The 25,267-nt window shown below is 45.2% G+C and carries 19 protein-coding genes; 7 read left to right on the top strand and 12 right to left on the bottom strand.

Annotated features, from left to right (window positions below; all coding sequences use genetic code 11):
* Positions 1-15: 15 nt before the first annotated feature.
* From L1D55_RS01065 to L1D55_RS01045, 5 genes are all read right to left on the bottom strand, one after another.
* A complete protein-coding gene (locus L1D55_RS01065; RefSeq protein WP_239916112.1) occupies positions 16-1,926 on the bottom strand; it encodes a LapD/MoxY N-terminal periplasmic domain-containing protein in 1,911 nt (636 codons plus the stop codon).
* Positions 1,927-1,931: 5 nt separating this feature from the next.
* Positions 1,932-2,600 (bottom strand): transglutaminase-like cysteine peptidase, encoded by a 669-nt coding sequence (locus L1D55_RS01060; RefSeq protein WP_239916111.1) that lies wholly within the window; start codon positions 2,598-2,600, stop codon positions 1,932-1,934.
* A 59-nt stretch (positions 2,601-2,659) separates the two neighbouring features.
* Positions 2,660-4,051, bottom strand: coding sequence for an HlyD family type I secretion periplasmic adaptor subunit (locus L1D55_RS01055; protein ID WP_128163052.1), 1,392 nt, complete (start codon positions 4,049-4,051; stop codon positions 2,660-2,662).
* Between the two features lie 112 nt (positions 4,052-4,163).
* Positions 4,164-5,477, bottom strand: coding sequence for a response regulator (locus tag L1D55_RS01050; RefSeq protein WP_239916227.1), 1,314 nt, complete (start codon positions 5,475-5,477; stop codon positions 4,164-4,166).
* A 53-nt stretch (positions 5,478-5,530) separates the two neighbouring features.
* On the bottom strand, positions 5,531-7,399 hold the full coding sequence (locus L1D55_RS01045) for an ATP-binding protein (RefSeq protein ID WP_239916110.1): 1,869 nt from the start codon (positions 7,397-7,399) through the stop codon (positions 5,531-5,533).
* 167 nt (positions 7,400-7,566) lie between these two features.
* Between L1D55_RS01045 and pdxH the strand changes: the two genes are divergently transcribed.
* The gene (gene pdxH / locus L1D55_RS01040) at positions 7,567-8,202 is read left to right on the top strand and encodes a pyridoxamine 5'-phosphate oxidase (RefSeq protein WP_004736905.1); all 636 of its coding nucleotides are present in this window, start codon (positions 7,567-7,569) and stop codon (positions 8,200-8,202) included.
* A gap of 127 nt (positions 8,203-8,329) precedes the next feature.
* Here pdxH and L1D55_RS01035 read toward each other — a convergent pair whose 3' ends face one another.
* From L1D55_RS01035 to L1D55_RS01025, 3 genes are all read right to left on the bottom strand, one after another.
* On the bottom strand, positions 8,330-9,079 hold the full coding sequence (locus tag L1D55_RS01035) for a helix-turn-helix transcriptional regulator (RefSeq protein WP_239916109.1): 750 nt from the start codon (positions 9,077-9,079) through the stop codon (positions 8,330-8,332).
* Positions 9,080-9,487: 408 nt separating this feature from the next.
* Positions 9,488-11,320 carry a formylglycine-generating enzyme family protein gene (locus tag L1D55_RS01030; RefSeq protein WP_239916107.1) on the bottom strand — a complete coding sequence of 611 codons (1,833 nt, stop codon included), beginning with the start codon at positions 11,318-11,320 and terminating at the stop codon, positions 9,488-9,490.
* A gap of 166 nt (positions 11,321-11,486) precedes the next feature.
* Positions 11,487-12,590 carry a PEGA domain-containing protein gene (locus L1D55_RS01025; RefSeq protein ID WP_128163041.1) on the bottom strand — a complete coding sequence of 368 codons (1,104 nt, stop codon included), beginning with the start codon at positions 12,588-12,590 and terminating at the stop codon, positions 11,487-11,489.
* 483 nt (positions 12,591-13,073) lie between these two features.
* On the opposite strand from L1D55_RS01025, the gene L1D55_RS01020 reads away from it, so the two are divergent.
* The 4 genes from L1D55_RS01020 to putP all read left to right on the top strand — a co-directional run bounded on the left by L1D55_RS01020 (position 13,074) and on the right by putP (position 19,580).
* Positions 13,074-13,898, top strand: a complete 825-nt coding sequence (locus tag L1D55_RS01020; RefSeq protein WP_008218001.1) for an AraC family transcriptional regulator — start codon at positions 13,074-13,076, stop codon at positions 13,896-13,898.
* Between the two features lie 181 nt (positions 13,899-14,079).
* Entirely contained in the window at positions 14,080-17,217 is a 3,138-nt protein-coding gene (putA, locus tag L1D55_RS01015; RefSeq protein WP_239916104.1) for a bifunctional proline dehydrogenase/L-glutamate gamma-semialdehyde dehydrogenase PutA, read from the top strand.
* An 11-nt stretch (positions 17,218-17,228) separates the two neighbouring features.
* Positions 17,229-17,933, top strand: a complete 705-nt coding sequence (locus tag L1D55_RS01010) for a hypothetical protein (RefSeq protein ID WP_004736898.1) — start codon at positions 17,229-17,231, stop codon at positions 17,931-17,933.
* Between the two features lie 156 nt (positions 17,934-18,089).
* Positions 18,090-19,580 carry a sodium/proline symporter PutP gene (putP, locus tag L1D55_RS01005; protein WP_239916225.1) on the top strand — a complete coding sequence of 497 codons (1,491 nt, stop codon included), beginning with the start codon at positions 18,090-18,092 and terminating at the stop codon, positions 19,578-19,580.
* 71 nt (positions 19,581-19,651) lie between these two features.
* On the opposite strand, the gene L1D55_RS01000 is transcribed toward putP, so the two are convergent.
* Complete coding sequence (locus tag L1D55_RS01000; protein WP_239916095.1) at positions 19,652-20,173, bottom strand: MerR family transcriptional regulator; 522 nt, start codon at positions 20,171-20,173, stop codon at positions 19,652-19,654.
* A 421-nt stretch (positions 20,174-20,594) separates the two neighbouring features.
* Here L1D55_RS01000 and L1D55_RS00995 point away from each other — a divergent pair, with 421 nt between their 5' ends.
* On the top strand, positions 20,595-20,819 hold the full coding sequence (locus L1D55_RS00995; RefSeq protein ID WP_239916093.1) for a hypothetical protein: 225 nt from the start codon (positions 20,595-20,597) through the stop codon (positions 20,817-20,819).
* A gap of 61 nt (positions 20,820-20,880) precedes the next feature.
* Here L1D55_RS00995 and L1D55_RS00990 read toward each other — a convergent pair whose 3' ends face one another.
* Entirely contained in the window at positions 20,881-21,051 is a 171-nt protein-coding gene (locus L1D55_RS00990) for a hypothetical protein (protein WP_004736895.1), read from the bottom strand.
* A gap of 278 nt (positions 21,052-21,329) precedes the next feature.
* Here L1D55_RS00990 and L1D55_RS00985 point away from each other — a divergent pair, with 278 nt between their 5' ends.
* The gene (locus tag L1D55_RS00985) at positions 21,330-21,818 is read left to right on the top strand and encodes an Lrp/AsnC ligand binding domain-containing protein (protein ID WP_004736894.1); all 489 of its coding nucleotides are present in this window, start codon (positions 21,330-21,332) and stop codon (positions 21,816-21,818) included.
* 111 nt (positions 21,819-21,929) lie between these two features.
* Here L1D55_RS00985 and L1D55_RS00980 read toward each other — a convergent pair whose 3' ends face one another.
* Positions 21,930-22,637, bottom strand: coding sequence for a hypothetical protein (locus L1D55_RS00980; RefSeq protein WP_008218014.1), 708 nt, complete (start codon positions 22,635-22,637; stop codon positions 21,930-21,932).
* Positions 22,638-22,925: 288 nt separating this feature from the next.
* Positions 22,926-24,776 (bottom strand): ABC transporter ATP-binding protein, encoded by a 1,851-nt coding sequence (locus L1D55_RS00975; RefSeq protein ID WP_239916091.1) that lies wholly within the window; start codon positions 24,774-24,776, stop codon positions 22,926-22,928.
* Positions 24,777-25,267: the final 491 nt, after the last annotated feature.

Here is a 25,267-nt window from a genome sequence, read left to right as displayed (position 1 = left end):
ATATAACCCTTACAACTATTTATCAACAATGAAGCCTTGGAACACTTCTACGTAGTTATCAGACAAGATATCTAACTGAGTCTGAGTTTCGATTCGAGATGCGATGGTGGTGACACCAAGGTTATGAGCCGTTCGTGAAATAGACGTGAGCGTGAATTTCTGCTTCTCATCGTCCAAGTTATGTGTGAACAGGTAATCCAGCTTCACGTAGCTAGGACGGTACTCGTTGATGTAGTCCAGTGATTGGAAGTTACGTCCGTAGTTATCGACACCAAACATCGCTTCAGCATTACGAATGGTGTTACACAATAGTGCTGTGTAGTGCGGAACGTTGATGAAACAGTTTTCTGGGATCTCAAAATGCAGCAGGTGAGCGACTGAAGCGTTTTGCTCAAGCGTTTTACCAATCCAACGGATAAAGCTTGGTTGAGAAATGCTGCTTGGTGAGATATTGATTGCGATTGGGCTCGTCACCTCTTGTGCTGTTAGCTTCTCAATCATCTTCTCGATAACGTATTGGTCGAGAATGTGGCTCATTTCAAGCTGCTCTAGTGCGTATAGGTACTGGTTAGCACCGTAACGAATGCCATCTTTCTCAATCGCAGAGAACACTTCTTGGTGATAGGTTTTGCCAAACGCATTGTTTGCAGCTTGCAGGCGGAATGTCACAAGGTCATTGATGATCGCCTCTTCAACCAACATACGCCATTGTTGTTTACCCATTACTACGCCATGGTCGTCAGCAGTGACGTAGCCATAAGCGAGTTCACGATTCGCTTTAGCACTAGAGAGCGCGTTATCGACCAATGACATGATTTCAGTGCTGGTTTTACGTTTGTTGCTGTACGTTACACCCAATGCAATGTGTGGGTTTGCCATGCCTGTTGGATCTGAACCTAGGCTTTGAATACAGTTTACGATGCTGCCAGCAACCAATTTAAGTTCGCTTTCGTCAATGTTCGGCATAATGAAACCAAACTCGTCACTCGAAATGCGCGCGATGGTGATGTCTGGTGATGAGATAGAAGCTTGCAGTTGTTCTGCCAGTTGATGAACTAACGCGTCACCTTCTTGATAGCCTTTCTCGTCGTACTCTTCGCTGATAAATTCCGCTTTCAGTACAGCAAGGCCACCTAAACTTGATTCTTCCAACCACTGATTTAATTGCGACATGTAGTAAGCGCGATTACCCAGCTGAGAAACCGGATCAATGTACGCTCTTTCACGTAGCTTTTGAGCTTCTTTCGCTTGGTTTTTAAAGGCTTGTTCAACTTGAGTCGACATGTGATTGATGCCATCAACCACCAAGATCAGATCTCTTGTTTTAGGGCGTGTTAGCGGCTCACCGAATTGGTTCTTAGCGATCTGATCCATCTTAGTAATGATCATCGCTAATGGGCGCAGTGCTCGCTTAAGGATCCATGAAATCGACACCAAGCCCAACAAGAAGATCACACCAAAGATGCTTAATAAACGAGTGAAGGCTTGCCACAATTGATCGTAGGCTGGGCCTGGGTGGCTGACGATCTCTACTTCCGCAAGCTGCATCCAACCACTGGTGATCACTCGGCGATCATGGACAGGTTCAAATAGATTGAGGTTGGTAAACCACTGAGGCACGCCCGATGGTTTTACAGGGTATGAACGGATGATGTCTTCACCGCTGTCTAGAAAAATCAATCGTACGACTGAGTAAGAACTGCCATCAAACAGAGCGTTGATAACAGACTCCACCGATACCCTGTCTTTTTCTTCAAGGTAAGGGGCAAGAGCCAGTCCAACAGTATTAATGGTATTACTTACCTCAGAGCGTTGCTGCTCCTCTAAGTATCCACGGGTAGTATTGAATTCGATCATAAAGACTGAGGTCATCAGTAATATGAACACCGCAACCATCCCGACCACAAGCTGTTTATATAAAGTCATTGTACCTACTCATCGTAATTGATAATGGGTTTGTTTAATTTTAGAGAGCGCTCACGGGAACGTAAGTCGTTCCATAAGCTCAATCTTGAAGATTTCCCTGCTAGCTTGCCGCTGCCTGCTGCTGACTTGATTAACCAAAGATTTTTACCGTTGAAACTGTAAATTGGTCGTAGGTCAGGGCGCTTAGAACCGCGCTTTATTTCAGGGTTTAAGTTGTCCAAAATTAGTGGCTCTGCACTCGGTGTGGAGTAGTAAGCCAACACCATGTGGAATTGGTTTAGCTCCAATGCTTTTACGTACACTAATCGCAATTTCTTATCTGGAACGCCTAGCTCAAGCAGAGAGAAGTATTTCGCAATGGTGAAGTCTTCACAGTCACCTGCGTTACTGCCTAGAAACTCTAGCGGGGTCGCCCAGTAGTCGTTTTTTCCCCACAGGATACTGTCGTCGGCAAAGTACATCTGGTTGAAGAACTGGTTAACCGACCTAAGCTTCTCTTTCTCGCTTAGACCATCGTATGACGTCATATTTGAACGCCAAGTTGCCACGCGCTTTCCAGCTCTCTCACCGTAGGTTTGCGTGACAGCATCGATCCATCTTTGGTCGTTCTTATTGAGAGCGACAGAAGTAAAAGAGGTGAGGACGAGCAATAACAGCGATATTCGAGACTTCATGGCCTCAGCTCTTGCTGGTTTGCTATGTATTGAAAGGCGTTGTTAACCATCAAACGTCCTTACTCTTTCAATGCATTATTTTGAGCACTGAGGATAGGTTTCAACATGTACTCAAGTACGGTTCTTTTACCCGTGATGATATCGACAGAGGCTGTCATACCAGGAATGATTGGCAGCTCTTCATTTTGTCCAAAATTGTGCTGTTCGGTACGTACACGTACGATGTAAAAGCTGTTGCCTTCTTCATCTTGAGTGGTATCGGCGCTGATGTGTTCTAACACGCCTTCTAAGCCACCATATTTTGTGAAGTCATAAGCACTGAACTTAACAATAGCGGTCAGCTCTGGGCGCAGGAATGCGATGTCTTGTGGGGCAATTTTTGCTTCCACGAGTAGGGAGTCTTCGGTCGGTACGATCTCAACGATGTCCATACCTGGTTGGATAACACCGCCTACAGTATTGATGCCTAACGTCTTAACAGTGCCGGTTACTGGAGAAACGACGACTGTACGATTTACTCTGTCTTCTAGGCCAACCGCAGACTCAGTTAGTGCAGAGAGTTTATCTTGTGCTTGGTTGAGTTTTTCTTGTTGTTCAGAGCGGAAGTTAAGCGCCGCGTCGATACGGCTGAGCATAGCTTCTTTGATTGCTGAGCGTAGCAGAGGGATTTTAAGCTCGCTTGAGGTCATTTCTCGGCGAGTGTCGTTGACTTGTCGTTGCAGCTTAAGTAATTCAATTCTTGGGACCACGCCTTCATCGGCAAGCGGTTTCGTGATGTCCAATTCTTGGCGAGCGAACTGGTAGCTCTGTTTTAGGTTTCGCACACGTGCTTTGATTTCAACAAGATCTTGTTGTTTCTGCTCAACTTGTTGATCAAAAACGGAAAGTTGGTTTTTAAGGTTGTTTAAATCTTGGCGGTATTCTGCTTTTTGACGATTAACAAGCTCAGGTTGAACCTCGTAGAACTTAGGTGGGAAAGCGAGTTTTCCATAATCAAGAGTGACACTTTTCTTCCACTCTTTTTCGTTAAAATCCTCGTTGATTACTACGCTGGTTAACGATGCGGAAAGCATCAATACGTTGGCGGTTAAGTTGGCAACTTGCTGTTCACGCTCACGGAAATCAGAACGGAATCGAGTGTCATCGATTAATAGCAGTTGTTGGCCTTTTTGAACCTGTTGACCCTCTTTAACCAAGATCTCTTTAACTAAGCCACCTTCAAGGTTTTGCACAACTTGGATCTGCGAAGAGGGGATCACTTTGCCTTGGCCAACGGTGACTTTGTCGATCTCTGCCCAAGCGGACCACCCAATAGCAGCAATAAAGAACAGAACGATCATCCACAACATGATACGCGCACTGGTCGGCGTATTGAGCAGTAGCGCCGCGGTTTTATCGTCGACGTACTCAAGTTCGGTTTCGTTCAATTTGCTGAAATTCTTCTGGCTCATAACAGTCCTTGTTTGCTGAATAAAAGTGCAAGCCTATTGAGTGTATTCTTACTTTTGATAAATGTTAAGAAATTGCTCCTTTAAATATTTGAATTTATATATTTTTTAACTCTTATCTGTTTTTGAAATCTGTTTTGTCGAGTTGATGCTTTCTTAGCTTGTCATAGAGGGTTTTCCTCGACACTTGCAGCTCTTGTTGTACGTCTTTTAAGCGCCCTTGATGGCGATGCAGTGCTTCTATCAAGAGAATTTGCTCAAAGCTGTCGGTACGTTGGCTTAATGACAGTTGTTGTTCTTCAATGTTGACGTCTGGTTTACCGTGATCTACTTGCTCTGGATTGTCTGCTTGATCTGATTCTTGATTGTCGAGTGCTGGCTGCTTCACCTGTGTTAAAACGCGCAACTCGGCATGTTGACGAAGCTGGCGAATATTTTCCCCCCAATGAGTGGCTATCAAGCGTTGAATCTCTTTCTCTGTGATCACTGGTGGTGGCAACTGGTAACGACTTGCTGCACCTCTAGCAAAGTGTTTGAACAAAGAGCCAATATCTTCTGTTCGTTGCGCCAAAGGCAGTAAGTCAAATCGGCGCAGCTCACTTGTAATTGTAGTAGGAACTACTGTAGTTGCGACAATGATACAAGTTGCATTGGTCTTACATGAGTTTTCTCGAAGTAGAGTCGGTTTTAAAGCCGCCAACCACTGCCATTGATCAGAAGTTAATGCTTCTGTTTCATGGATATAGAGTGTTCCGCCTTGATGTTTGCGAAAGAGCTGTAAGACAAACTGATGAAATGTCGCTTCATCATTGCGTGGCAAATTAAACGCAGCAACCGGACAAAGTTCAGCAGTGGGCTGGCTGTGTAAATCGTGAGTGTACTGCGCGGTGATTCGTTTGCCAGTGCCTATGTCGCCAACAAACAGTAATAGTGGGTTCTGTTTGCAATCTAAGGTGATCAATTCGCGGCGCAATGTCTGCATTGATTGAGATTGACCAATCAGATTTGGGCCAACTTGATTCTGCATCGCGAGCTCTTTTCTGAGTAGATTGTTTTCTTCAACTAAAGCTAGCTTATCGGCTGCTTTTTTTACTGCCGTTAACAGAGCATCAACAACAAACGGTTTCTCAAGAAAGTCATAAGCGCCGGACTTCATCGCAGAAACGGCGGTTTGTACGTCACCGTGACCAGTGAGAACGATGATTTGAAAATTCGGATTTTGACTTAACAGCTTTTGTGTAAATTGAATGCCATCCATCACTGGCATGTGAATATCGGTGATCACAATTCCTGCTTGCGTGACGTTAATCTGCTTGAGAGCCTCGATGGCATTCGGAAAGCAGGTTATATCGATACCTTCAATGAGCATGGCTTGTTCTACCGAGTCGCGAATCGCGGGTTCATCATCGACAAAGTAGAGTTTAGGCATAGAGTGCAAGTGTTGAGTCCTTAATGTTGAGGAAAGCTATTAATAACAGGCTGTTAGCCTTTGTCTTGGTACAGTGGAATATTCAGAGAGAATACCATGCCTGAAGGCTCGAGCTGGGTTGCGCTGATTGTGCCGTGATAGGCTTCAATGATTCGCTTCGATATAGAAAGTCCGAGCCCTAATCCTTCAGGTTTAGTGGTAAAAAACGGGTCGAACAACTGTTCCAGTTTGTCGCTGGCGATACCAATCCCGTTATCCCAAATGATCAGTTGGCAGGCATCATTATTAAGCTGCCACTCTACGCCAATTTGAGGGATGGTCTGTTGATTCCCTTGTTGAGCTTCCGAGTTGTTTTGAAGTGCGGCTTGTTGCGAAAGCGCTTGTGTCGCATTGTGCATCAGGTTAACTAACACTTGCTCAAGCTCGGTTGGGTGAATCGCGATATTAATGTCATCTGGCACGGTACTTAACCTAAGGGTGATGCCTTGTTTGATCATCAGTGCGCTGAGAATGCTGGTGGCGTTGTTGATCGCTTGATGTAGATTCGCCACATGATGTTCTTGCTTGGTCACCTTACGCGTAAATACCTTAAGGCGTGCAATGATCTCGGTAATCGAAGTGTTTAGCGTGATCATTTTATCCAGGTTGCTTTTTACTAAGTCTGAACGTCCCATCTCAAGCAGCTTGACACTGTTTTCGCTGTAGGTTCTAAGTGCAGCAAGTGGTTGATTAATCTCGTGGTTAATACTGGCTGACAGCTCTCCCAGCACGGCTAACTTAGCGGTTTGTGTTAGTTCTTGCTCTGTCTGTTTTAACTTCAATTGAGACTTTTGATACTGAAAGAGTGTCTGTTGAAGTTGTTGATTGGATTGCTTCAGATATTGAGTTCGCTTATCTACGGTTTGCTCTAGGTTCTGATTGAGCTCTGTCAGTGCCACTTTCGCGAGGTAGGTTTGGCGCCACGACCAAGCAATCAGCATGACCAAGCTGTAAATCACGATGAAGATAACGTCGATCTGCAGCACTTTAAGCAGTTCGGATCTTGTGTCCTTGATAGCAACAACTTGGTACTGGTTGTCACTGATAGCGGCAGGGTACAGGTTAAAAGTCCCAAGTTTAAATAGTTGGTTCGCAGTGAGCGCTTTACTTGCATCGGTTGTTTGGCTCGAAGAGTTAAACGCATCAATGATCGAAATTTTGTTTTGGCCGTATTGGCGTTGCGCTGCGATATCTTGTTGCTGTTGATCCGTTAATGGTAGTAATGAGTGATAAAGCCAAGGTGCCTGGCTAGAGAGAAACACCACTTGGTTGGAATCAAGCACTACAATCTCAAAGTCGTCTCTAGTTAGAATGTTTTCTAGGTTCTCTAAGCTTACTTTCACCGTGATGACGCCTACGATGTCATCGTCGATATAAAGTGGTGAAGATAAGAAATAGCCTCGTACATCAGAGCGAGCGCCGAGTGCGACATATTGGGTTTTATGGCCTTTTATTGCGGACGCAAAGTAGGGGCGAAACGCGAAGTTTTCGCCAACGAAAGTTCGAGGTTTTCGATAGTTACTTGAGGCAACCACGGTGCCGCTCGGATCGTGGATGTAGATGGTATCGGCTTGGCTTTGTCCCGACCATTCGAATAACAAGGTGTTGAGTTCAGCTGTGGAGATTTTGTCTGTCTTTAGTGATTTATCAAAGTAGGACAGCAGGCGTGGATCGTGGCTGAGCAGGTCGGGAATTTGTTTGAACTTATCTAATTCAGAATCGATCTGTAGGTTGGCTTTGTTCGCCGCTTCGTTGAGTTGTTGTGTGACAACTTGCTCTTGGTATTGACCTGCCAAAAAGTGGGTTGCAGTGAGCCCTGCCGCTCCCAATATCAATGAGAAAAATACAAAAGGCGTGATCAGGTTAGACAGTTTTTTAGACACGAGAAACTCAAGTTACAATCAGTTTACATATAGACTATCAATATGACGGTTAGCGTACCGAGATCTCGTTAACACAGAGCACCTTCAATGAGACAAAACCAAGGCTTAGACTTGTGTTTCAAAGGATTACGGCGCAGAATCACAAAAAAATCAAAAGGAGCAACCAAATGGAACTGACAGACATTCGTCGTGAATACGCTCAGGGTGGATTGAGACGTAAAGACTTAGCCGCAGACCCAATTGACCAATTTAACCTTTGGTTAGAGCAAGCGATTGAAGCTAAGTTGACGGATCCGACGGCAATGACAGTGGCGACGGTTGATGAAAATGGACAGCCATTCCAGCGCATTGTTTTGCTGAAGAATGTTGATAAAGATGGTTTCGTTTTCTACACCAACTTAGGTAGCCGTAAAGCGCAGCAACTTGAGCATAACAGCAAGATCAGTTTGCACTTCCCTTGGCATCCTTTAGAGCGACAAGTTCATATTACGGGCACGGCTGAAAAGCTGACGGCGATGGAAAACATGAAGTACTTCTCGTCTCGTCCAAAAGAGAGCCAATTGGCAGCTATTGCAAGTAAACAAAGTAGTCGTATCTCTGCTCGTGGCATCTTAGAAGGCAAGTATCTAGAGCTTAAACAGAAGTTTGCGAAAGGTGAGATCCCAGTTCCTTCTTTCTGGGGTGGTTTCCGAGTACGCGTCGATAGCATTGAATTTTGGCAAGGTGGTGAGCACCGCCTGCATGATCGCTTCTTGTTCTCACGTCAAGACAACAGCTGGGACATTGATCGCCTAGCGCCATAGTTTGAGTCTGCTGGACTAAGCAGCAAAGACAGTAAAATTAGGAAGATACCGTTGATCTTGTGTTCATTCACATCAACGGTATTTTTTGGTCTGTCTTTTCATCTCGACGGGCGCTGTGAGTCGATAATCAGTCGCTGTGTAGAACCACGGAGATCTGTTTCTTGAGTAAGGTTTCAGGAATCACAGAGCCTAATCCTGAATCCAATGCATACTCGATTAACTGGCTCTTACTGCGTGCATCGAACTTTTGCTTCAGTCTAGCGACATGCCCCTCGACCGTCTTGATTGAGATGTTCAACGTCAATGCAATGTATTGAGGCTTCTTACCGAACAGCAGTAAAAATAGGACTTCTGATTCTCGTGAGGTCAGCTTTTTTTGCAGTTTAGACACACGCGGTGTTGAGCCTGCGATCGATGCTTGATTGTCTTTGGCGCAAGTTGCCTGACATACCCAGTGACCCACTTCTAAAATCGCCGTATCAGTCAGCTCTTGCCCATAGAAGATGGTGCCTTGTACGTTGTCGTTATCATCAAGCCAAGGCGTTTTGGTGAAGATATGAGCGTGCCAGCGTCCGTCGGGGTAGGGGTGAATATCAAGGATTTTAAGCGTCGAGCGCGTTTCCATTACATGCTTGTCTTGAGCCCTAAAGTCTTGCGCGCACTCGATGGTTTGGCTCGGCATATCAAAATCTGTCAATCCAGTACAACTCTCGCCCGGTTTTAAGCCGATCAATTGGTTGTAAGCGAGGTTTGCGTATACGAAAACAGAGTCAGTATCTTTACAGCCCCAGCAGCCTGGAAGTTGTTCTAACAAAGAACGATGTATGGGGTTTAGTGATTCTGGCAAGGTTTTATCTCGTAGATGGCGATGTTGCAATGATATCAGTTTACTATTGCACTGCAATGGCAATTACAGGTTGGAATACGTGTAGAAAATATGGGGTGAGTTTTCGTTAATCAGAGTGTTGAATAACTGCATGATTCATGGGCAATAGATAGGCGAACCGCGTGATCGATAGGCAAAAAAAGCCAGCCTGAAGAGGGGCTGGCCAAAGAGAAGATATGCCTTGTCGACATGTAGAAGATTTTCAGCTTAGTTTACGAGGGTCAGGCAAATTAAGCTGAGGCATCAGTTAGATACCCAGAGTGACTTACTACTCTATCGACGAATCTACTCCTAGGCGTGCTCATGCATAAGGGGGGAATTCCCCTATAAACACAATTGAATGCGATAAATGAGAGCCTAGAGCAAATATTTTAAACGATGGCGCGAGTTATCGAGAGCTTATAGCTCTCGTAACACTCTAAAGCCGAGGTAGTTGGCTGCTGTTGAAGGCGGAACGTACAGCTCGTTAAATGCTTTGGCTTCTTCAGGAGAGAAGCTCCACGCGCCACCTTTGGCTAGGCCTTTCTGATTGGTTGTCCACTCCCATACATTGCCTACCATGTCGTAGAAACCTGTTGGTGTTGGCATGAATGATTTTACCGGAGAGGTACTCACGTTTGACCACGGTGTGCCTGCCCATCCCGTATTCGCTTTACCTGAACGGAATTCATTACCCCACCAGAAATTGGTTTCTTGGCCTGCTCTTGCTGCCGCTTCCCACTCTTGTGGTGTTGGCAAGCGATAGGTAAAGCCAGTGTTCTTAGATAACCAACGAGTGTAGGCCATCGCATCATTCTGACTGACACAAACTACTGGTGAATTATCTGCTTGCTTGAAGCCCGGCTTTTGCCAGTTATTGTCGGCAACAGAGGTAATTTCAGCATTGGCAAAGGTATCGCAGGTATTCATTAGCTCTGCATCTGTTTGATAGCCAGTGCTCTCAACAAACGCTCTAAAGTCTTGTACACGTGTTGGGGTAGCGGCTAAGGCAAACGGCTGCTTTATCTTCACTTGCTTGGCACTGTTTTCACCCAGTAGGTAACGACCAGAGCCCACAACAATCATTTCAGGGCTCTGAGTGCTATCTTTCATCGGGTCAGCAAACTTGGTGCCTACGTTTAACGTATTTTGCTTGGCTTGTAACACTGCTCTTAGGTTGTGATCGCGAGTTATTTTTAGCTCTTGGTGGAAAGAGATGTAGCCTTCTTTCTTGATCGTCACCATGTGCGGACCTGTTGGTAGCATGACTTCAACAGGGGTGCTGCCGTAGTTGACGCCGTTGATTAGTACTTTGTCGTTATACTGATTTGAGCGAACTACCAAGTTAACCCAAGCGACTTCTTTTTGCTGGTCGTTGGCTTGTTGATCAGTTTGTGTGAAACAGTTGGATGACTGAATACCAAGCAGGCGACAAGGGGTGTTCTTGTTTGGGCGAGTTTCTAGGTTCGCAGAGATGACAGCGCGGTAGCGGTTATCTTCCGAGAAGCCTGAAGAGGTCACTTTGTGTTGCAGAACGTGGATGTTCAGTGATGTAGATGACAAGTGCTCTTTAACGGTTTTCGACTCTGTCGTGTTATCAATCAGGCTGTGTTGGAACTGTTTCACCGCCTTCTGAAGCGCTAAGGTTACCGTTTGATCAGAACATTGAGCTAATGTCATGTCGCTGCTACAGCGATTGGTAAAGCTGACAGTTTGCTCTTGTGTTTGGGTGATCTCGTTTCTGAGTCTTTCAGCTCTTGCTCTCAGCTTGTCTTGCTCTAGCTGTGCGATGGCTGTTTCGGTTGCTGCTTTCTCGGCTTGGATAGCTTCAAGCTCCATAGCCAAACCTTGCTGCTTCTGCTTAGAGTCAGAAATCGCAAGTTTGCCTTCTTTCACTACTTTCCATGCGTCTTGGAAGTGATTTTGAGCCGTTGAGATATCGAAGTCTGGCTCATCAATCATGCGCGTGTAATCTTGCTCTAGGCTTGCTTTGGCCGCTGCAAGTTTTTGTTCTGCTTCCACAGATAGTTTAGCGAGACGTGCCGTTTGCTGCACTTGGTTATCGACTTGGTTTTGTTTGTCTGCGACTTTCTTTTCGAGAGCCGTTAACTCAGCGTGCTTTTCGAAAAGCGAACTTTCAAGGTCAGTAACAGACGCGGCCGTGATTGCTGGTGGTGTTGCTTCAGCGAAAACAGCAGGTGTCATTAAGCAGGGAGCAAGTGCAAATAATAGAGTGGGTAAACCTTGGCGCATGATGGGCTACTTCAATCGTAATTTAGGTTAATCGACTATTCTAAACGACAACGCCATTTCGTCTGCAGCTACAGTTTATAAAAATCAACAGTTTATAACTATCAACAAAATGGCGAGTGTTCATTCAGCTTTGTGAAATCGGTATGGCGATCTTCTACTGAGGGAATTAGCTTTCTTTGCTAGGAAGAAGCTTAACCCAGATAGTATCGCTGCCATTGATGGTGACTGTGCGGTTGTATGACTCGTAACCCTGCTTAGAGATGGTTACTTGGTGACGACCACTTGGTAGCGCGACCTCAAGAGGTGTGCTGCCATACTTAATGCCGTTGATGGTCACAGAGTCGTTGTATTGGTCAGAACGCACGGTTACGTTTGCCCATTTCTTGTCGCTCTTTTTAACGGCAGCCGCATCGCTGCCAGTTAAACAGTAGCGTGTCGACACGTTCAATAGGTTACATGCAGCAACTGCTTCAGGTTTTGCTTGCAGCTGAGCTTGCATTTGCATGAAGTAAGAGTTGTTGCCAGAGAAACCGCTCTTGATTGGCTGGCTGTCCTGAACGTGGATGTTCAGCTGAACACCTTGTAAGTTCTGCTTCGCCAAAGTGCTTTCTGTGAGCTGCTCAAGTAACTGGGTCTTGAACGTTTGCACGGCTTTTTGGTTCGTTAGGTATTTACCTTGTGCAGTACACTCACCAAGCGTCATTGTTGATGCACATGTCGTGGTGTAGCTGGTTTCCAAAACCGCACTTTCACGCAGTTCTGTAGCAATACGTTTTACGCGAGCTTCAACTTTAGACTCTCGTAGATTCGCTAACTCATTATTTAGACGAGCTTGCTTTTGCTTGATCTGAGAAAGGTGAATCTCACCTTCATTCATCGCTTGTTGATTGTCTAACTGAGCCGATTGATTTTCTTTAACTGCAGCCCATGCATCTTGGTAGCTTTTTTGAAAAGAGACCAGATCCGTTTCTGGATCTTCAAGTAGACGACTGTACTGTTTGTCTAGTACAGACTTGGCTCTGTTACGTTTTGCCTTAAGTTCTTCACCTTCGCGCAACAACTTACTGTTTTTGTTTTGTAGTTGTTTTAGGTTCTCAGTCGCCGATACTTTGGTTGCTGAAATACGCTCAATATCTGAGTTTTTCTCTGTGATTTTTGCATCGATGGCTGAAACGGGATCGACTTGATTCAGTTCTTCAGCTGATACCGATGCAGATACCCAAAGTGGGGATAGCGCAAGTAAAAGCGCTGAAATTCGAAAGTTAGTCATAGGTCCCTGCAACTTATAGATTGTAATTGGCTCATTGATAATGTGTTTGCTTTCTAGTTGTGAGTCACTAGTTATTAGCAATTAACACAGTATCCGTCTTTATACCGTTTTATTGTATTTCAATCTACTCAAATGCCGCGTTTCGGTACTTTGGATACACTTTTTATAAGTTTTATGCGAATTGTTTGAGCTATATAAGCAAATTTTTCAGCGATGTTCTGATGGTTGAATTCTCATTTATGAGTTATCTCGAGTGGGTTGGATAATGAGGTTGGAATTTATAAAAAAGTACTGGAAATATTGATTTTACATAGCCCGTAGTTTGTACACTCTTGATCATCTTTCCGGAGGCATGATCATGATGATCGCGATAATGATCTTTTCGTTCACGTGAGCAAATAACTCTCAAGAACATTTACAAATTCATCTTATGCGCATTTAAGAGTATTATTCTTAGTATGTTGACCCGAGTATTTGTCTGTCATGTCTAAACCTTTACCCTTTCCTAACCTAGACCTTTCTCCGCTAGGCCTTACTGGCCCTCGTCCTGCTGAGATCATCACTTTGCCATCGCACATGGATTGTCATGATCATAGTTATTCTCAGGTGGTGATTGGTTTAAAAGGTCAGGCTGAATTTGAAGTCAGTGGTAAGGGGAATCTTGTCGGCCCTGGACAAGGTTGTGTGGTGACGGCGAGCTCTGATCATGCTTTCGGTGGTGTGGTCGGTCAGTCCGATATTTTGGTGCTTAACATGCCCGTGCCGAGTGATGACGACCCGCTGATGCTAGAGAAGATTAACCAGCTCGAATCTTCGAACGTCTATTTTCAATTAGATGCGCAAATTCAAAAGCTTATCCATATGTTAGTGCAAGAGATGCAGGCGAGTCCTGATGATCTCTTATTAAGCCGTGCATGCAATGACACGGTGATCGCCTTAATGCAAAGGCACATTTCGGCATTTGAAACGTCAGTGAAGGATTCGCGCTTCGATCTTGAAGCATTAGATCGTTACATCGAGCAACATTTAGCAAGTAAGATCTCAGTCGCCCAACTAGCAGGTAGCGTGTTCTTAGGCGAGAGCCAATTCCACATGCTGTTTAAAGAGCAAATGGGCATTACTCCTCACCAGTATGTATTAGGTAAGCGAATCGACCGTGCTCGACGCCTTATTGAGCAAGGGAATTTAAGCCTTGGTCAGGTCGCAGAACTTGCTGGATTCTCCGGTCAATCCTCCTTTACCCACACTTTTTCACGCCTTCAAGGCATGTCACCATCTCAATACAAAAAGCAAATTTCTGTTAAATAGTGAAACGAAACGGCATATTATATTAAAGTTTCATATGTGACATTGTGTTTGTTTTGTTAATAAAGCGAGTTTTTAGCAAAAAACTCGGAGTTTTTGACAAGTATTCCTTATATACTCTAAATACACTGCAGCCATTGTAGAGATCCCGGGCTAATTCCGGGTGTGAGATTAAGGAAAACGCATGTTTACAGCTACTGATGTGTTAAAGCCAGAATTCAACGAGCAGTCGCTTGATGATCTATGGTCGCTTATCTCACCATTATATATGGTGGATGAAACCCAATGGCTAGAGCAACTTCTGCCACTAGCTACCCCTTCCGAGTCTGAAAAGCAGCAAATCACAGACAAAACGACTTCTTTGATCGAAGCTATCCGTGCGGATAAGACTTCTATCCAGATGATCGATGCGCTGTTGCTTGAATACAGCTTAGATACTCAAGAGGGCATCTTGCTGATGTGTCTGGCGGAAGCCTTGATGCGTATTCCTGATTCAGCAACGGCTGATGCACTGATTCGCGACAAGCTAAGCGTTGCGGATTGGAAGTCTCACCTAAAGAATTCTGATTCGGTTTTTGTTAACGCTTCAACTTGGGGCTTAATGCTAACAGGCAAGGTGGTTGGACTTTCGTCGAACGAGCAGAGTGCTGGACAAGCGGTTAACCGTCTAGTGAACAAGCTTTCTGAGCCGGTAATTCGTAAAGCGATGCACCAAGCGATGAAAGTGATGGGTCACCAATTTGTTCTTGGCCGCAGCATTGCTGAAGCGCAAAAGAACGGTAAGTCTATGCGCGACAAAGGCTTTACCTACTCTTACGACATGCTAGGTGAAGCGGCACTGACTACAGCTGACGCAAATAAGTACTTTAAAGATTACCTAATGGCGATTGAAGCCGTAGGTCGAGACACTTATGTCTCTTCAAAATCTAGCCCAGCGCCATCTGTGTCTATCAAGCTTTCTGCACTTCATCCTCGTTACGAAGTGGCGAATGAAGACCGCGTATTGACTGAGCTATGCGACACGCTAGAGCAGCTACTGCGCCGTGCGATTGAGCTTGATGTTGCGATCACGATTGATGCAGAAGAAGCGGATCGCCTAGAGCTTTCACTTAAGTTATTCGAAAAACTGTACCGCAGCGAGCTAGTGAAAGGCTGGGGCAAGTTTGGTCTGGTTATTCAAGCGTACTCAAAGCGTGCGCTACCGGTTCTAGTTTGGCTAAACCGCCTAGCAAAAGAGCAGGGTGACTTAATCCCACTTCGCCTAGTTAAAGGTGCTTACTGGGATAGCGAGATCAAATGGTCGCAACAAGCCGGCTTCGATAACTACCCTGTTTACACTCGCAAAGAAGCGACTGATGTAGCTTACCTAGCGTGTGCGCGTTACCTATTGAGCCCAAGTGTTCGCGGCAATATTTTCCCGCAGTTTGCGAGCCACAATGCTCACACGGTTTCTGCTATTGCAGTGATGACAGACCATAAAGACTTTGAATTCCAACGCTTACACGGCATGGGTGATTCACTTTACAACCATGCTATGGAAGCTTACCAACAGTCGGTACGTATTTACGCGCCAGTTGGTAGCCATAAAGATCTACTGCCATACCTAGTACGTCGTTTGCTAGAGAACGGTGCAAACAGCTCGTTTGTACACCGTTTGGTTGATGCTCGTTGCCCTGTGGCAGAGCTAACACAGCACCCAGTCGACATGCTTTTGGCATTCGATACTTTGAACAACACTAAGATTCCTCTGCCGCCAGCGGTATTCCCTGAGCGTAAGAACTCATACGGTGTGAACATTGATATTGAAAGCGAAGCGCATCACTTTGAAGAGCAAGTAAAAAGCTTTTTGAACAATCAATGGACTGCTGGACCTGTGATCAACGGTGAATCTCTTGCCGAAAGCATGATCAAGGCTGATCAGAATGTTGAACAAGTAACAGCACCTTACGATCGTCGTATTAACGTGGGTCAGTTGGCTTTCGCAAACCTTGATCATGTTTCCGCAGCGATCACTGGTGCAGACGCAGCATTTGCTGATTGGAATGCGACATCGGTTGAAACCAAAGCCGCTGCGCTTGAGAAGCTGGCTGATTTGATGGAAGAGAACCTAGCTGAGCTGGTGGCAATCTGTCATCAAGAAGCGGGTAAGACTATTCACGATAGTATTGATGAAGTGCGTGAAGCGGTCGACTTCTGTCGTTACTACGCAAAACAAGCGAACAACCTGCAAGGTTTTGAGCTAAAAGGCTTTGATGGTCTAACTCGAATCGCTTCGCGACAAGGTCGTGGTGTATTCGTTTGTATCAGCCCATGGAACTTCCCATTAGCGATCTTCCTTGGCCAAATTACCGCAGCACTAGTGGCGGGTAACACGGTTGTGGCGAAACCTGCAGAGCAAACAAGCTTGATTGCAGCTCGCGCGGTTGAACTGATGAAGGAAGCGGGTTTCCCTGCTGGTACGATTCAACTTCTACCTGGTCGTGGTGCAGAGATCGGCAGTGCGCTAACTAGCCACGATGCGATTGCAGGCGTTGCCTTCACGGGTTCAACACCAACTGCACAACGCATCAACGTGTCGCTAGCAAGCCGCAACGCTAAGCCTGTGCCGTTTATCGCGGAAACTGGTGGTCAGAACGCGATGATTGTTGACAGTACGGCACTGCCTGAACAAGTGGTTCGTGATGTCATTCGTTCTGCCTTTGCTTCAGCTGGTCAACGTTGTTCAGCGTTACGTGTGCTTTACATTCAAGAGGACATTGCAGACCGCGTGATTGGATTGATTCACGGTGCGATGGATGAGCTGAGCGTTGGTATTCCACATCTTCATAAAACGGATGTGGGCCCGGTTATCGACCAAAACGCGAAGCAGAAGTTGATGACGCACTTAGAAAACATGACCAAGACCCAGAAGAAAGTGGCTCAACTTTCTCTAGGATCGGATTGTGAACATGGTGATTTTGTTCCACCAAGTGCATTTGAAATCGATGACATTAGCTGCTTGAAAGAAGAGCAGTTTGGTCCTGTGCTGCATATCGTTCGCTTCAAAGCGAGTGAACTGGCGCAAGTGGTAGACCAAATTAACCAAACTGGTTTTGGCTTAACCATGGGTATCCACAGCCGTAACGAGACAACTTACCGTTGGATCGAAAAACACGTTCGTGTGGGTAACTGTTACATCAACCGTGACCAAGTAGGTGCTGTTGTTGGTGTACAACCATTTGGTGGTCAAGGCTTGTCTGGTACTGGCCCTAAAGCGGGTGGTCCTCACTACCTATACCGCTTTACTGATGTTCATTTCTCTCAATCACAAGACAAGGCATAAGGAGCAGTATCATGGTTCATCAAGTGACAGGTTTTTCTGATGCGTTCTTGGCGTGGGAACAATGGAATCTTACCGACTTTGATCATAAGAGTGCGCAGGTACTTGCATTCAAATCAGAGATCGAAAGCCAATCTACGTCTTTGGCGGCAGTGGCAACTTATCACCTAGAGCAAGCGTCTGCGCTGCTTTCTGAGCAGCATCTAATGGCTGGCCCTACTGGTGAAACAAATGAGCTGTATGCTGCTGGTCGTGGTGTGGCTTTGGTGATTGTTGATGATTGCCAAGACAAAGAGCCAGCACTGCAAACAGCAACAGCGATGATTACCGCAGCACTATTAGCGGGTAACAGCGTGCAACTGTGCAGTGATGACGTGCAATTCAACACGTTGATCGCTGATGCGGCGAAACAAGCGAATCTACCGACGAACTTGGTGCAGGTTGCTTCGTACGATGCGGCTCAACAGCTGCTGTCTTGCGATGTACGTAGCGCAGGTTACGTAGGTAATTCACAAACGGCTCAAGCTATCAATTTACAACTTGCTAAGCGTGACGGTGCCATCGTCAGTTTAGTAGCTGAAACGGATCTGACAGCAATGCATGTTGCTCACGATCCACACCTATCGCTACGCTTCATTACCGAGCGTACGCGAACTATAAATATAACAGCCGTGGGCGGTAACGCGACCTTGCTCGAACTTGGAAGCGAAGCTCACTAACCTTCAGTAATATTGGCTCTAAACACTTTTGGTTTTCTACCTCAGTGCTTTGGAGCCAAAATCCCTAACTCAATGTAATGGCTTGCCTTTATTTAGGTAAGGGCATGGTATTGGGTTAGGCATGGAAGGCTTTTTACAAATGAGGACTATCTAATGATAGAAAACAGTTTTGCAATAACGACGACGTTCATTGCGTATCTAATTATGATGCTGGCAATCGGTGTTATTGCTTACAAACGTACTTCTAACTCGACAGACTACTTCCTAGGTGGTCGTTCGTTAGGCCCATGGCCTGCTGCACTTTCTGCTGGTGCATCAGACATGAGTGGTTGGCTATTACTTGGCCTACCGGGTTACGCTTACGCTGCTGGCTTTGAAGCATTCTGGCTTGCTGGTGGTTTGTTAGTGGGTACTTGGGCGAACTGGTTAATCAGTGCTAAGCGTCTGCGTACTTACAGTATTACAACAGAGTCACTGACGCTACCTGAGTTCCTATCTCGTCGTTTCAATGATAATTCTAAGCTGATCCAAACAATTTCTGCTTTCTTTATCCTTTTATTCTTCCTTTTCTACACAAGTTCTGGCTTGGTAGCAGGTGGTAAATTGTTTGAAACGGTATTCGGCCTAGATTACACAACAGCGGTAATCATCGGCACAGTGTGTGTGGTTTCTTATACGCTATTTGGTGGTTTCCTAGCGGTATCTTGGACGGACTTGGTTCAAGGTCTACTGATGTCTGCTGCGCTATTGATCGTACCAATCGCGGCTATGAACGGCGGTCTTGGTCAGTTGTCTACTGATCTTCACAACATCAACCCTGAGCTTCTGACGCTATGGAATGATGCGAAAGGTGAACCACTGTCTGCTATCGCGATCATCTCGCTAGCGACTTGGGGTCTTGGCTACTTCGGTCAGCCACACATCCTTGCTCGTTTCAAAGCAACACGTACTAATAAAGACCTAGCAACAGCGCGTCGTATCGCTGTGGTATGGACTGCACTGTCTATGATTGGTGCAATGCTAGTGGGTCTGGTTGGTCTTATCTACGTGACTAACTCTGGCGCGCCTAAGCTAGACGATGGCGAGAAGATCTTCATGCTTCTTGTTAACGCGATGTTCCACCCAGTAATCGCAGGTATCCTACTAGCGGCTATTCTTGCTGCAATCATGAGTACTGCGGATTCACAACTTCTTGTATCTTCATCTGCAATGGCAGAAGACCTTTACAAGCAAGTGCTTAAGAAAGATGCGACATCTGAAGAGATCGTTCGTGTGGGTCGCTTTGCGGTAATCATTATTTCTCTTATCGCGCTATTCCTAGCGATGACGCCAGACAGCTCTGTACTTGGTCTTGTGTCTTACGCTTGGGCTGGTTTTGGTGCGGCATTTGGTCCAGCTATCGTGATGAGCCTTTACTGGTCTCGTATGAACCGTAACGGTGCTCTAGCGGGTATCGTGGTTGGTGGTGTGACTATCGTACTTTGGAAACAGTTCACGGGCGGTTGGTTCGACGTTTACGAAATCGTCCCGGGAATCATCCTATCGACTATCTCTATCGTTATCGTGAGCCTAATTACTGGCGAGCCAGAAGACGAAGTGAAAGCGCAACACGCTGAGTTCGAGAAGAAGCTAGTAGAGCTAGACTAATTTACATTGTAAAAATGCAAGCGAATTAGCAAAAGATATTAATCAAGAACAATAGAGTCACTTCGGTGGCTCTATTTTTTTGACCACTCCCTAATGCTTTTGACCTCATCTTGGTCGATATTCAATGACTCCAAAAACTCTTGGTGAGCGGTTGGTTCCATCTTTTCAAACTGCTTGTGCCAGTTCTTCATGTCTTTTTCGTCAAACCCAGCATTCTCCATCACCCGCACCCAGCGCTCTTTTGTCAGAATCTTTTGTTCTAGCAACTCCGGTTGTTCAAGCAACATCACAATCGCTTTCTGCTGTTGACGCAGGTTCTGGATTTCCTTTTCCAAGGCGTTGAACTGATTCACTAATGTCTGCTCTTGTTTCACATCGTCTGTGCGATCAAGCAGGGCGCTTATCTCCTGAATAGACAGACCAAACGATCGGTAAGAGATAATGCTTTCTAACCGAGCTTGCTCTTTTTTGCCATACCAACGATAGCCATTATCGGAGCGACTGTGAGGAAGCAGCAGCCCGGCTCGCTCGTAGTAGAGAATGGTGGTACGAGATATGTTGTAGGCCTTGGCAATTTGAGTGACGGTGAGCATTTCTACCTCATTGGTTGCGAGAGCGTGAACTAAACAGGCATATTTAATTGATAGCCGAGTATTCTAATCGCGTCGTATAAAGGTGTATAGGTGAGTAGTTTGGATTCGGTAATTTGAACAGCTTACGATATCGGTATTTTGTTACTGAGGTGCGACGTTTGTCGTACTTGAGATCGAGGTGAAATCCGACGTGATCGAGCGGTTGTTGGGGTTTTACAATGTAAATCGAAGCGGTTGGATCTTGCGTGAGAAGGGAAAGATCAACTTACTCAATGGCGTGTGATGTCAAAAAATGAAACAGAAAAGTGGCTAATTTTTGAACTTGGCACTCACTTTTGTTATTAGCTCGGTGAATTGTGGAACCGAATTGGACATGATGTGTCAATTGTCAGTAACCACTAAAGACCTATAGGACAAAGGTATGCCTGATCTCTATTGCAAAGGATGTAAAAAAACAACACTACATAAGTCTATAATGAAACGTTGTGAATCAGAGCCCGAGACAGCCTCTGGCCGTATGTTGCAATGGACCTCAAAGCTACTTAGTGGCAACTTATATTACGATATGGAAACGCAGCACTTTTGTCGTACATGCAACTGCCGTTGTGAAACTGGAAGTTCAGCTCCTCAAGTTGGCTTAGCTTAGCTGATGGTAAGCGCTTACTAACCGGTATCAAAAAAACCTCCGTTTGGGAGGTTTTTGTCATTTAAGCCGCTTTAAGCGCGATCTCGCTGTTAATGGCATTGCCATCAATTTTTACTTCCCATCCGTAGTTTGAGTATTCATTAGCGAGTGCTTGAGCCACATCTTTTGACACTGTTACGTGTGTCCATGAGCCGATACCGTAGGGTTTATATGCGAGTTCTTGTGTTTTCATAATAGAGTCATCCTTTCTCTTTGATAATTATATTATTCACTTTGCCATATATCCTTTCTTTCGTTTCTGGCTCAACTTATTTGTTTATCGGGTCATTTCTATAATAATTTGTTAATAACCAGAGTTTGATTTATAAGGGTTGTTATCGATTTGCATGGATTTATATTTGGTGTGAATGCGACTTGTGCGTTTAGTTTTTAAATGTGTGAGCGGGGTTTTCTTCGATTGCTCTAGGTATGGAATATACTGAGCCGAATTTATAATGTTTAAGGAATGTTATGTCTCAGCATCAGCTTGATCGTATCGATAAAGAGATACTAAGAATTCTGCATATGAAAGGGCGCTTGCCTGTGGTTGAGTTGGCCAAGCAAGTTAACCTAACCACCTCTCCTTGCTCTGATAGATTGAAGCGATTAGAAAAAGAGGGTTACATCACGGGTTACCACGCAGAGCTGTGTTCTGAGAAGTTGGGGCTCGATGTTCAAGTCTTTATCCATATTCGTCTCGACCAAACCAGCTTTTCAATCTTTGATAAATTTGCCCAAGCCGTGGAAATGATGCCAGAGGTGGAAGAGTGTTACTCGTTGTCGGGAGACTTCGACACCATGATTAAGGTTCGAGTGAAAGACATGAAGGCGTACCAAGCATTTATGGCCACCAAGTTAGGTACCTTGCCTGGCGTGATTCAGACACGCAGTGAAGTGGTGATTGAAGAGCATAAAAAGGGCTTTGGTGTGAACCCAGAGCTGTTAGCGACTTTAACTTAGCGCGCTTCTAACTTGACCCAGTTTGATAGAGATAAAAAATGGAAGCCAATGAGCTTCCATTTTTTGTGACTGCCAGAAAGGGGCAATCAGATAAGTATGGTCATAGACGATTTACAGTGTAATCGCCGCTGAAATAAGACCAATCACACCACCGAATACACCACCCCACACGACAAGCCAGCCAAGGTGTTTCTTGATCATGGTTTGAACCATCTCTTTTACCAGTTTCGGTGTCAGTTCATTCAAACGCTGGTCGATGATAGCTTCAATGTTCTCTTTGATTTCATCCATCATCGCTGGTGACTCCAGTTCTTCTTTGATGGCATTCTTCACTGAATCACTCTTGCTGATTTCGATAACAGATTCTTGCATCTTCTCAACAAATGGCGCTTTCATTGGCTCTAATGCTTCTGTACCACCAAACATTGCTAGCATGCCGCCAAACTGTGAGTTCTCGATAACGTTAACCAGTGAATCAAATGCTGGATTGAAATCGATCTTCTTAATCACAGGCTCTAGGTTCAGTGATTGGCCACCGCTCATTTCGCTGCTTAGGAAGCGGTCGATGTTACTCTCAGTAAAGAATTGCTCCATCATCAGTTGTTTGATGGCTGCTTTGAACTCTTCAAAGCGTGCTGGAATAACGCCAGAGCCGTATAGGCCGGGTACTTTCTCGAACAACATGTGAATCGCAAGCCAGTTGGTGATGGCACCAGAAAAGGCGAATAGGCCCGCGTAAAGTAGGTATTGATTTGCTGTCGCATAGCCGCCAGCAAGCAGTGCTAACGCGATGACGTTAGTTAAGACACTTTTGTTCATGCTTGATCTCTTGAAAGAATATTGCGCGCATTTTAAGAAAAAAACGCCAAGAAAAAAACAAAAGGATCGATGAAGTTGAAGGAACCGGTGGGAAAGATCGCTGAACTACGGGCATAAGAAAGGCTAGCCTCCCCCCGAAGTCTAGCCTTATTCCAGAACGCGCAAGCGAAGCCGTCTTGGTTTGTTAAAGTCATTATATAATTACGACATAACATTCTGCCATGTGTAATTTGCCGCTATTTAGCAAATTGGTGTGAAATACGCCGCACTTTTAAAATAGCACACAAATTAATCGTTGCTAGCTTGCTCAAGATCATCGGCTATGAAGCCACCAGTCTGGTGATTCCACAGCTGCGCGTAGATACCATTTTGGTTAATCAGATCTTGGTGCGTGCCTTCTTCAACGATATTACCTTCATCTAAAACGATCAGGCGATCCATTGCTGCGATGGTGGATAGGCGGTGTGCAATCGCGATAACCGTCTTACCTTCCATTAGCTCAATTAAGCTCTCTTGGATTGCAGCCTCTACCTCTGAATCTAGAGCTGAAGTCGCTTCATCAAGAACCAACAGTGGTGCATTTTTCAGAAGTACACGTGAAATTGCTACACGTTGGCGCTGACCACCAGAAAGCTTAACACCACGTTCACCCACTTGAGCATCGTAACCAATATTGCCAAACGGGTCGGTTAGGGTTTCGATAAACTCATGCGCGTGCGCTTGCTTGGTTGCGGCATACACCTCTTCATCCGTCGCTTCCGGACGACCGTAAAGAATGTTGTCTTTGATCGAACGGTGCAACAGTGAAGTATCTTGGGTCACCATACCGATGTTGCTGCGCAGCGAGTCTTGCGTCACTGTTGAGATCTCTTGATCGTCAATCAGGATGCGACCGCTTTCTACGTCATGGAAACGCAGTAGCAAGTTAACCAAGGTTGATTTACCTGCACCTGAACGGCCGACTAAGCCCACTTTTTCACCTGGTTTGATATTCAGGTTTAGCTTATTGATAACCCCTTTGTTCTCACCGTAGTTGAAGCTCACGTTTTCGAAGTTGATGCCGCCTTGTGGAACTTTAAGTGGCTGTGCGTCTTTCTTATCTTCGATAGCGATGGGTTTCGACATGGTCTTAATGCCATCAATCACTGTACCTAGGTTTTCAAATAGGCCACCGATCTCCCACATGATCCATTTCGACATGCCGTTAATACGTAGAGCCAAACTCACCGCAATCGCAATGGCACCCACAGTGATTGCGCTATCGAGCCATAGGTAGATAGAGATACCCGCGATACTGAATACCAGTAGGTAGTTAGCGAATTCAACACAGATGTTGAAGCCAGTAACAAGGCGCATTTGGCGATACACGGTATCTAGGAAACCTTCCATGCCTTCTTCTGCGTATTCGGTTTCACGTTTGCTGTGTGAAAACAGTTTTACTGTCGCGATGTTGGTGTAGCTATCAACAATTCGACCTGTCATGAGTGAACGAGCGTCCGCCTGTTCTGATGACACGTCTTTGAGTTTCGGTACGTAGTAAAGCTGAATACCGATATAGACGAACAACCAGATCAACATTGGAGCCATTAAACGCCAATCCGACTCGGCAAGCATGAACAGCATCGCGGTGAAGTAAACCGTCACATAGACAAACACATCAACCATCTTGGTCACGGTTTCACGTACCGCGAGCGATGTTTGCATTACTTTGGTGGCGACACGTCCGGCAAAGTCATCTTGGTAAAAGGATAAGCTTTGCTTTAAAAGATAGCGGTGTGCCAACCAGCGAATCGACATCGGATAGTTGCCGAGTAAGGTTTGGTGAAGCAACAGTGAGTACACACTGATCAAGATTGGCATCACGACCAACAGCAGCACACCAAGGCCCATTAGAGTGGATTTGTTGTCAGCTAAAAAGGTTTCTGGGTTGCTTGTTGATAGCCAGTCAACCAATTGTCCCATGTAACCAAATAGCGCCACTTCGATGATCGCGATGGTCATGCTCATTAGGCCGAGCAAGATTAACGGTTTTTCAAAACCTCGAGTGTAATGGCGGCAGAATGCCAGTATTCCAGTAGGAGGTTGTATAGGCTCTCCCTTTGGAAAGGCTTCAGTAAAGCCTTCAAATTTTTTGTACATAGATTTCCCTTTATAACGAATGCATCTATTAGCAACTGCATCGTCTGTGTAGCTTTGTTTTTATAGGTTCGGTTTGAAATTTGCCGTCTTAGCTTGAAATTATATAAGCGCCAATTCGTTCTTATAAGCATTAAGCCATTCGATGGATTTTGGTTTAAGCGTTTGGTCGAAAAACTTGGCTCACGAGTTCGTTTAACACTAATACGTTGTTTAAGCGATGTCGCAGGAAAGGTCCAAAGCGTGTCTTTCATGACGCGTATTTTAGATTGAATCGGACAGGAAAAGTTAAGCTTATTTCAAACGTAATTGATTGTTATGCAACGGTGATAATCCTAACGCTAAATGGATTAAATTGTAACCTAAACCCGCAGCAAGCTAGAGAATGAAGCTCGGATATTTATTCAGCAAATTCTGTATCTCATATGCAAACTGTTGGTTCTTTCTGATGTGCTGTTATCTTGCAGTAAAAATTACCGAATAAACTGAGTTTT

The sequence above is a fragment of the Vibrio sp. Isolate22 genome (assembly GCF_022398115.1).
GTDB lineage: Bacteria > Pseudomonadota > Gammaproteobacteria > Enterobacterales > Vibrionaceae > Vibrio.
Note: the sequence above shows the minus strand (reverse complement) of the source record. Positions and strands in the feature narration are given on the sequence as shown.

Excerpts from the sequence above, each read along its gene's own strand:
- L1D55_RS01065 (WP_239916112.1), bottom strand. The coding sequence starts at position 1,926 with ATGACTTTATATAAACAGCTTGTGGTCGGGATGGTTGCGGTGTTCATA.
- L1D55_RS01060 (WP_239916111.1), bottom strand. The coding sequence starts at position 2,600 with ATGAAGTCTCGAATATCGCTGTTATTGCTCGTCCTCACCTCTTTTACT.
- L1D55_RS01055 (WP_128163052.1), bottom strand. The coding sequence starts at position 4,051 with ATGAGCCAGAAGAATTTCAGCAAATTGAACGAAACCGAACTTGAGTAC.
- L1D55_RS01050 (WP_239916227.1), bottom strand. The coding sequence starts at position 5,477 with ATGCCTAAACTCTACTTTGTCGATGATGAACCCGCGATTCGCGACTCG.
- pdxH (WP_004736905.1), top strand. The coding sequence starts at position 7,567 with ATGGAACTGACAGACATTCGTCGTGAATACGCTCAGGGTGGATTGAGA.
- L1D55_RS01030 (WP_239916107.1), bottom strand. The coding sequence starts at position 11,320 with ATGCGCCAAGGTTTACCCACTCTATTATTTGCACTTGCTCCCTGCTTA.
- L1D55_RS01025 (WP_128163041.1), bottom strand. The coding sequence starts at position 12,590 with ATGACTAACTTTCGAATTTCAGCGCTTTTACTTGCGCTATCCCCACTT.
- L1D55_RS01020 (WP_008218001.1), top strand. The coding sequence starts at position 13,074 with ATGTCTAAACCTTTACCCTTTCCTAACCTAGACCTTTCTCCGCTAGGC.
- putA (WP_239916104.1), top strand. The coding sequence starts at position 14,080 with ATGTTTACAGCTACTGATGTGTTAAAGCCAGAATTCAACGAGCAGTCG.
- L1D55_RS01010 (WP_004736898.1), top strand. The coding sequence starts at position 17,229 with ATGGTTCATCAAGTGACAGGTTTTTCTGATGCGTTCTTGGCGTGGGAA.
- L1D55_RS01000 (WP_239916095.1), bottom strand. The coding sequence starts at position 20,173 with ATGCTCACCGTCACTCAAATTGCCAAGGCCTACAACATATCTCGTACC.
- L1D55_RS00995 (WP_239916093.1), top strand. The coding sequence starts at position 20,595 with ATGCCTGATCTCTATTGCAAAGGATGTAAAAAAACAACACTACATAAG.
- L1D55_RS00990 (WP_004736895.1), bottom strand. The coding sequence starts at position 21,051 with ATGAAAACACAAGAACTCGCATATAAACCCTACGGTATCGGCTCATGG.
- L1D55_RS00985 (WP_004736894.1), top strand. The coding sequence starts at position 21,330 with ATGTCTCAGCATCAGCTTGATCGTATCGATAAAGAGATACTAAGAATT.
- L1D55_RS00980 (WP_008218014.1), bottom strand. The coding sequence starts at position 22,637 with ATGAACAAAAGTGTCTTAACTAACGTCATCGCGTTAGCACTGCTTGCT.
- L1D55_RS00975 (WP_239916091.1), bottom strand. The coding sequence starts at position 24,776 with ATGTACAAAAAATTTGAAGGCTTTACTGAAGCCTTTCCAAAGGGAGAG.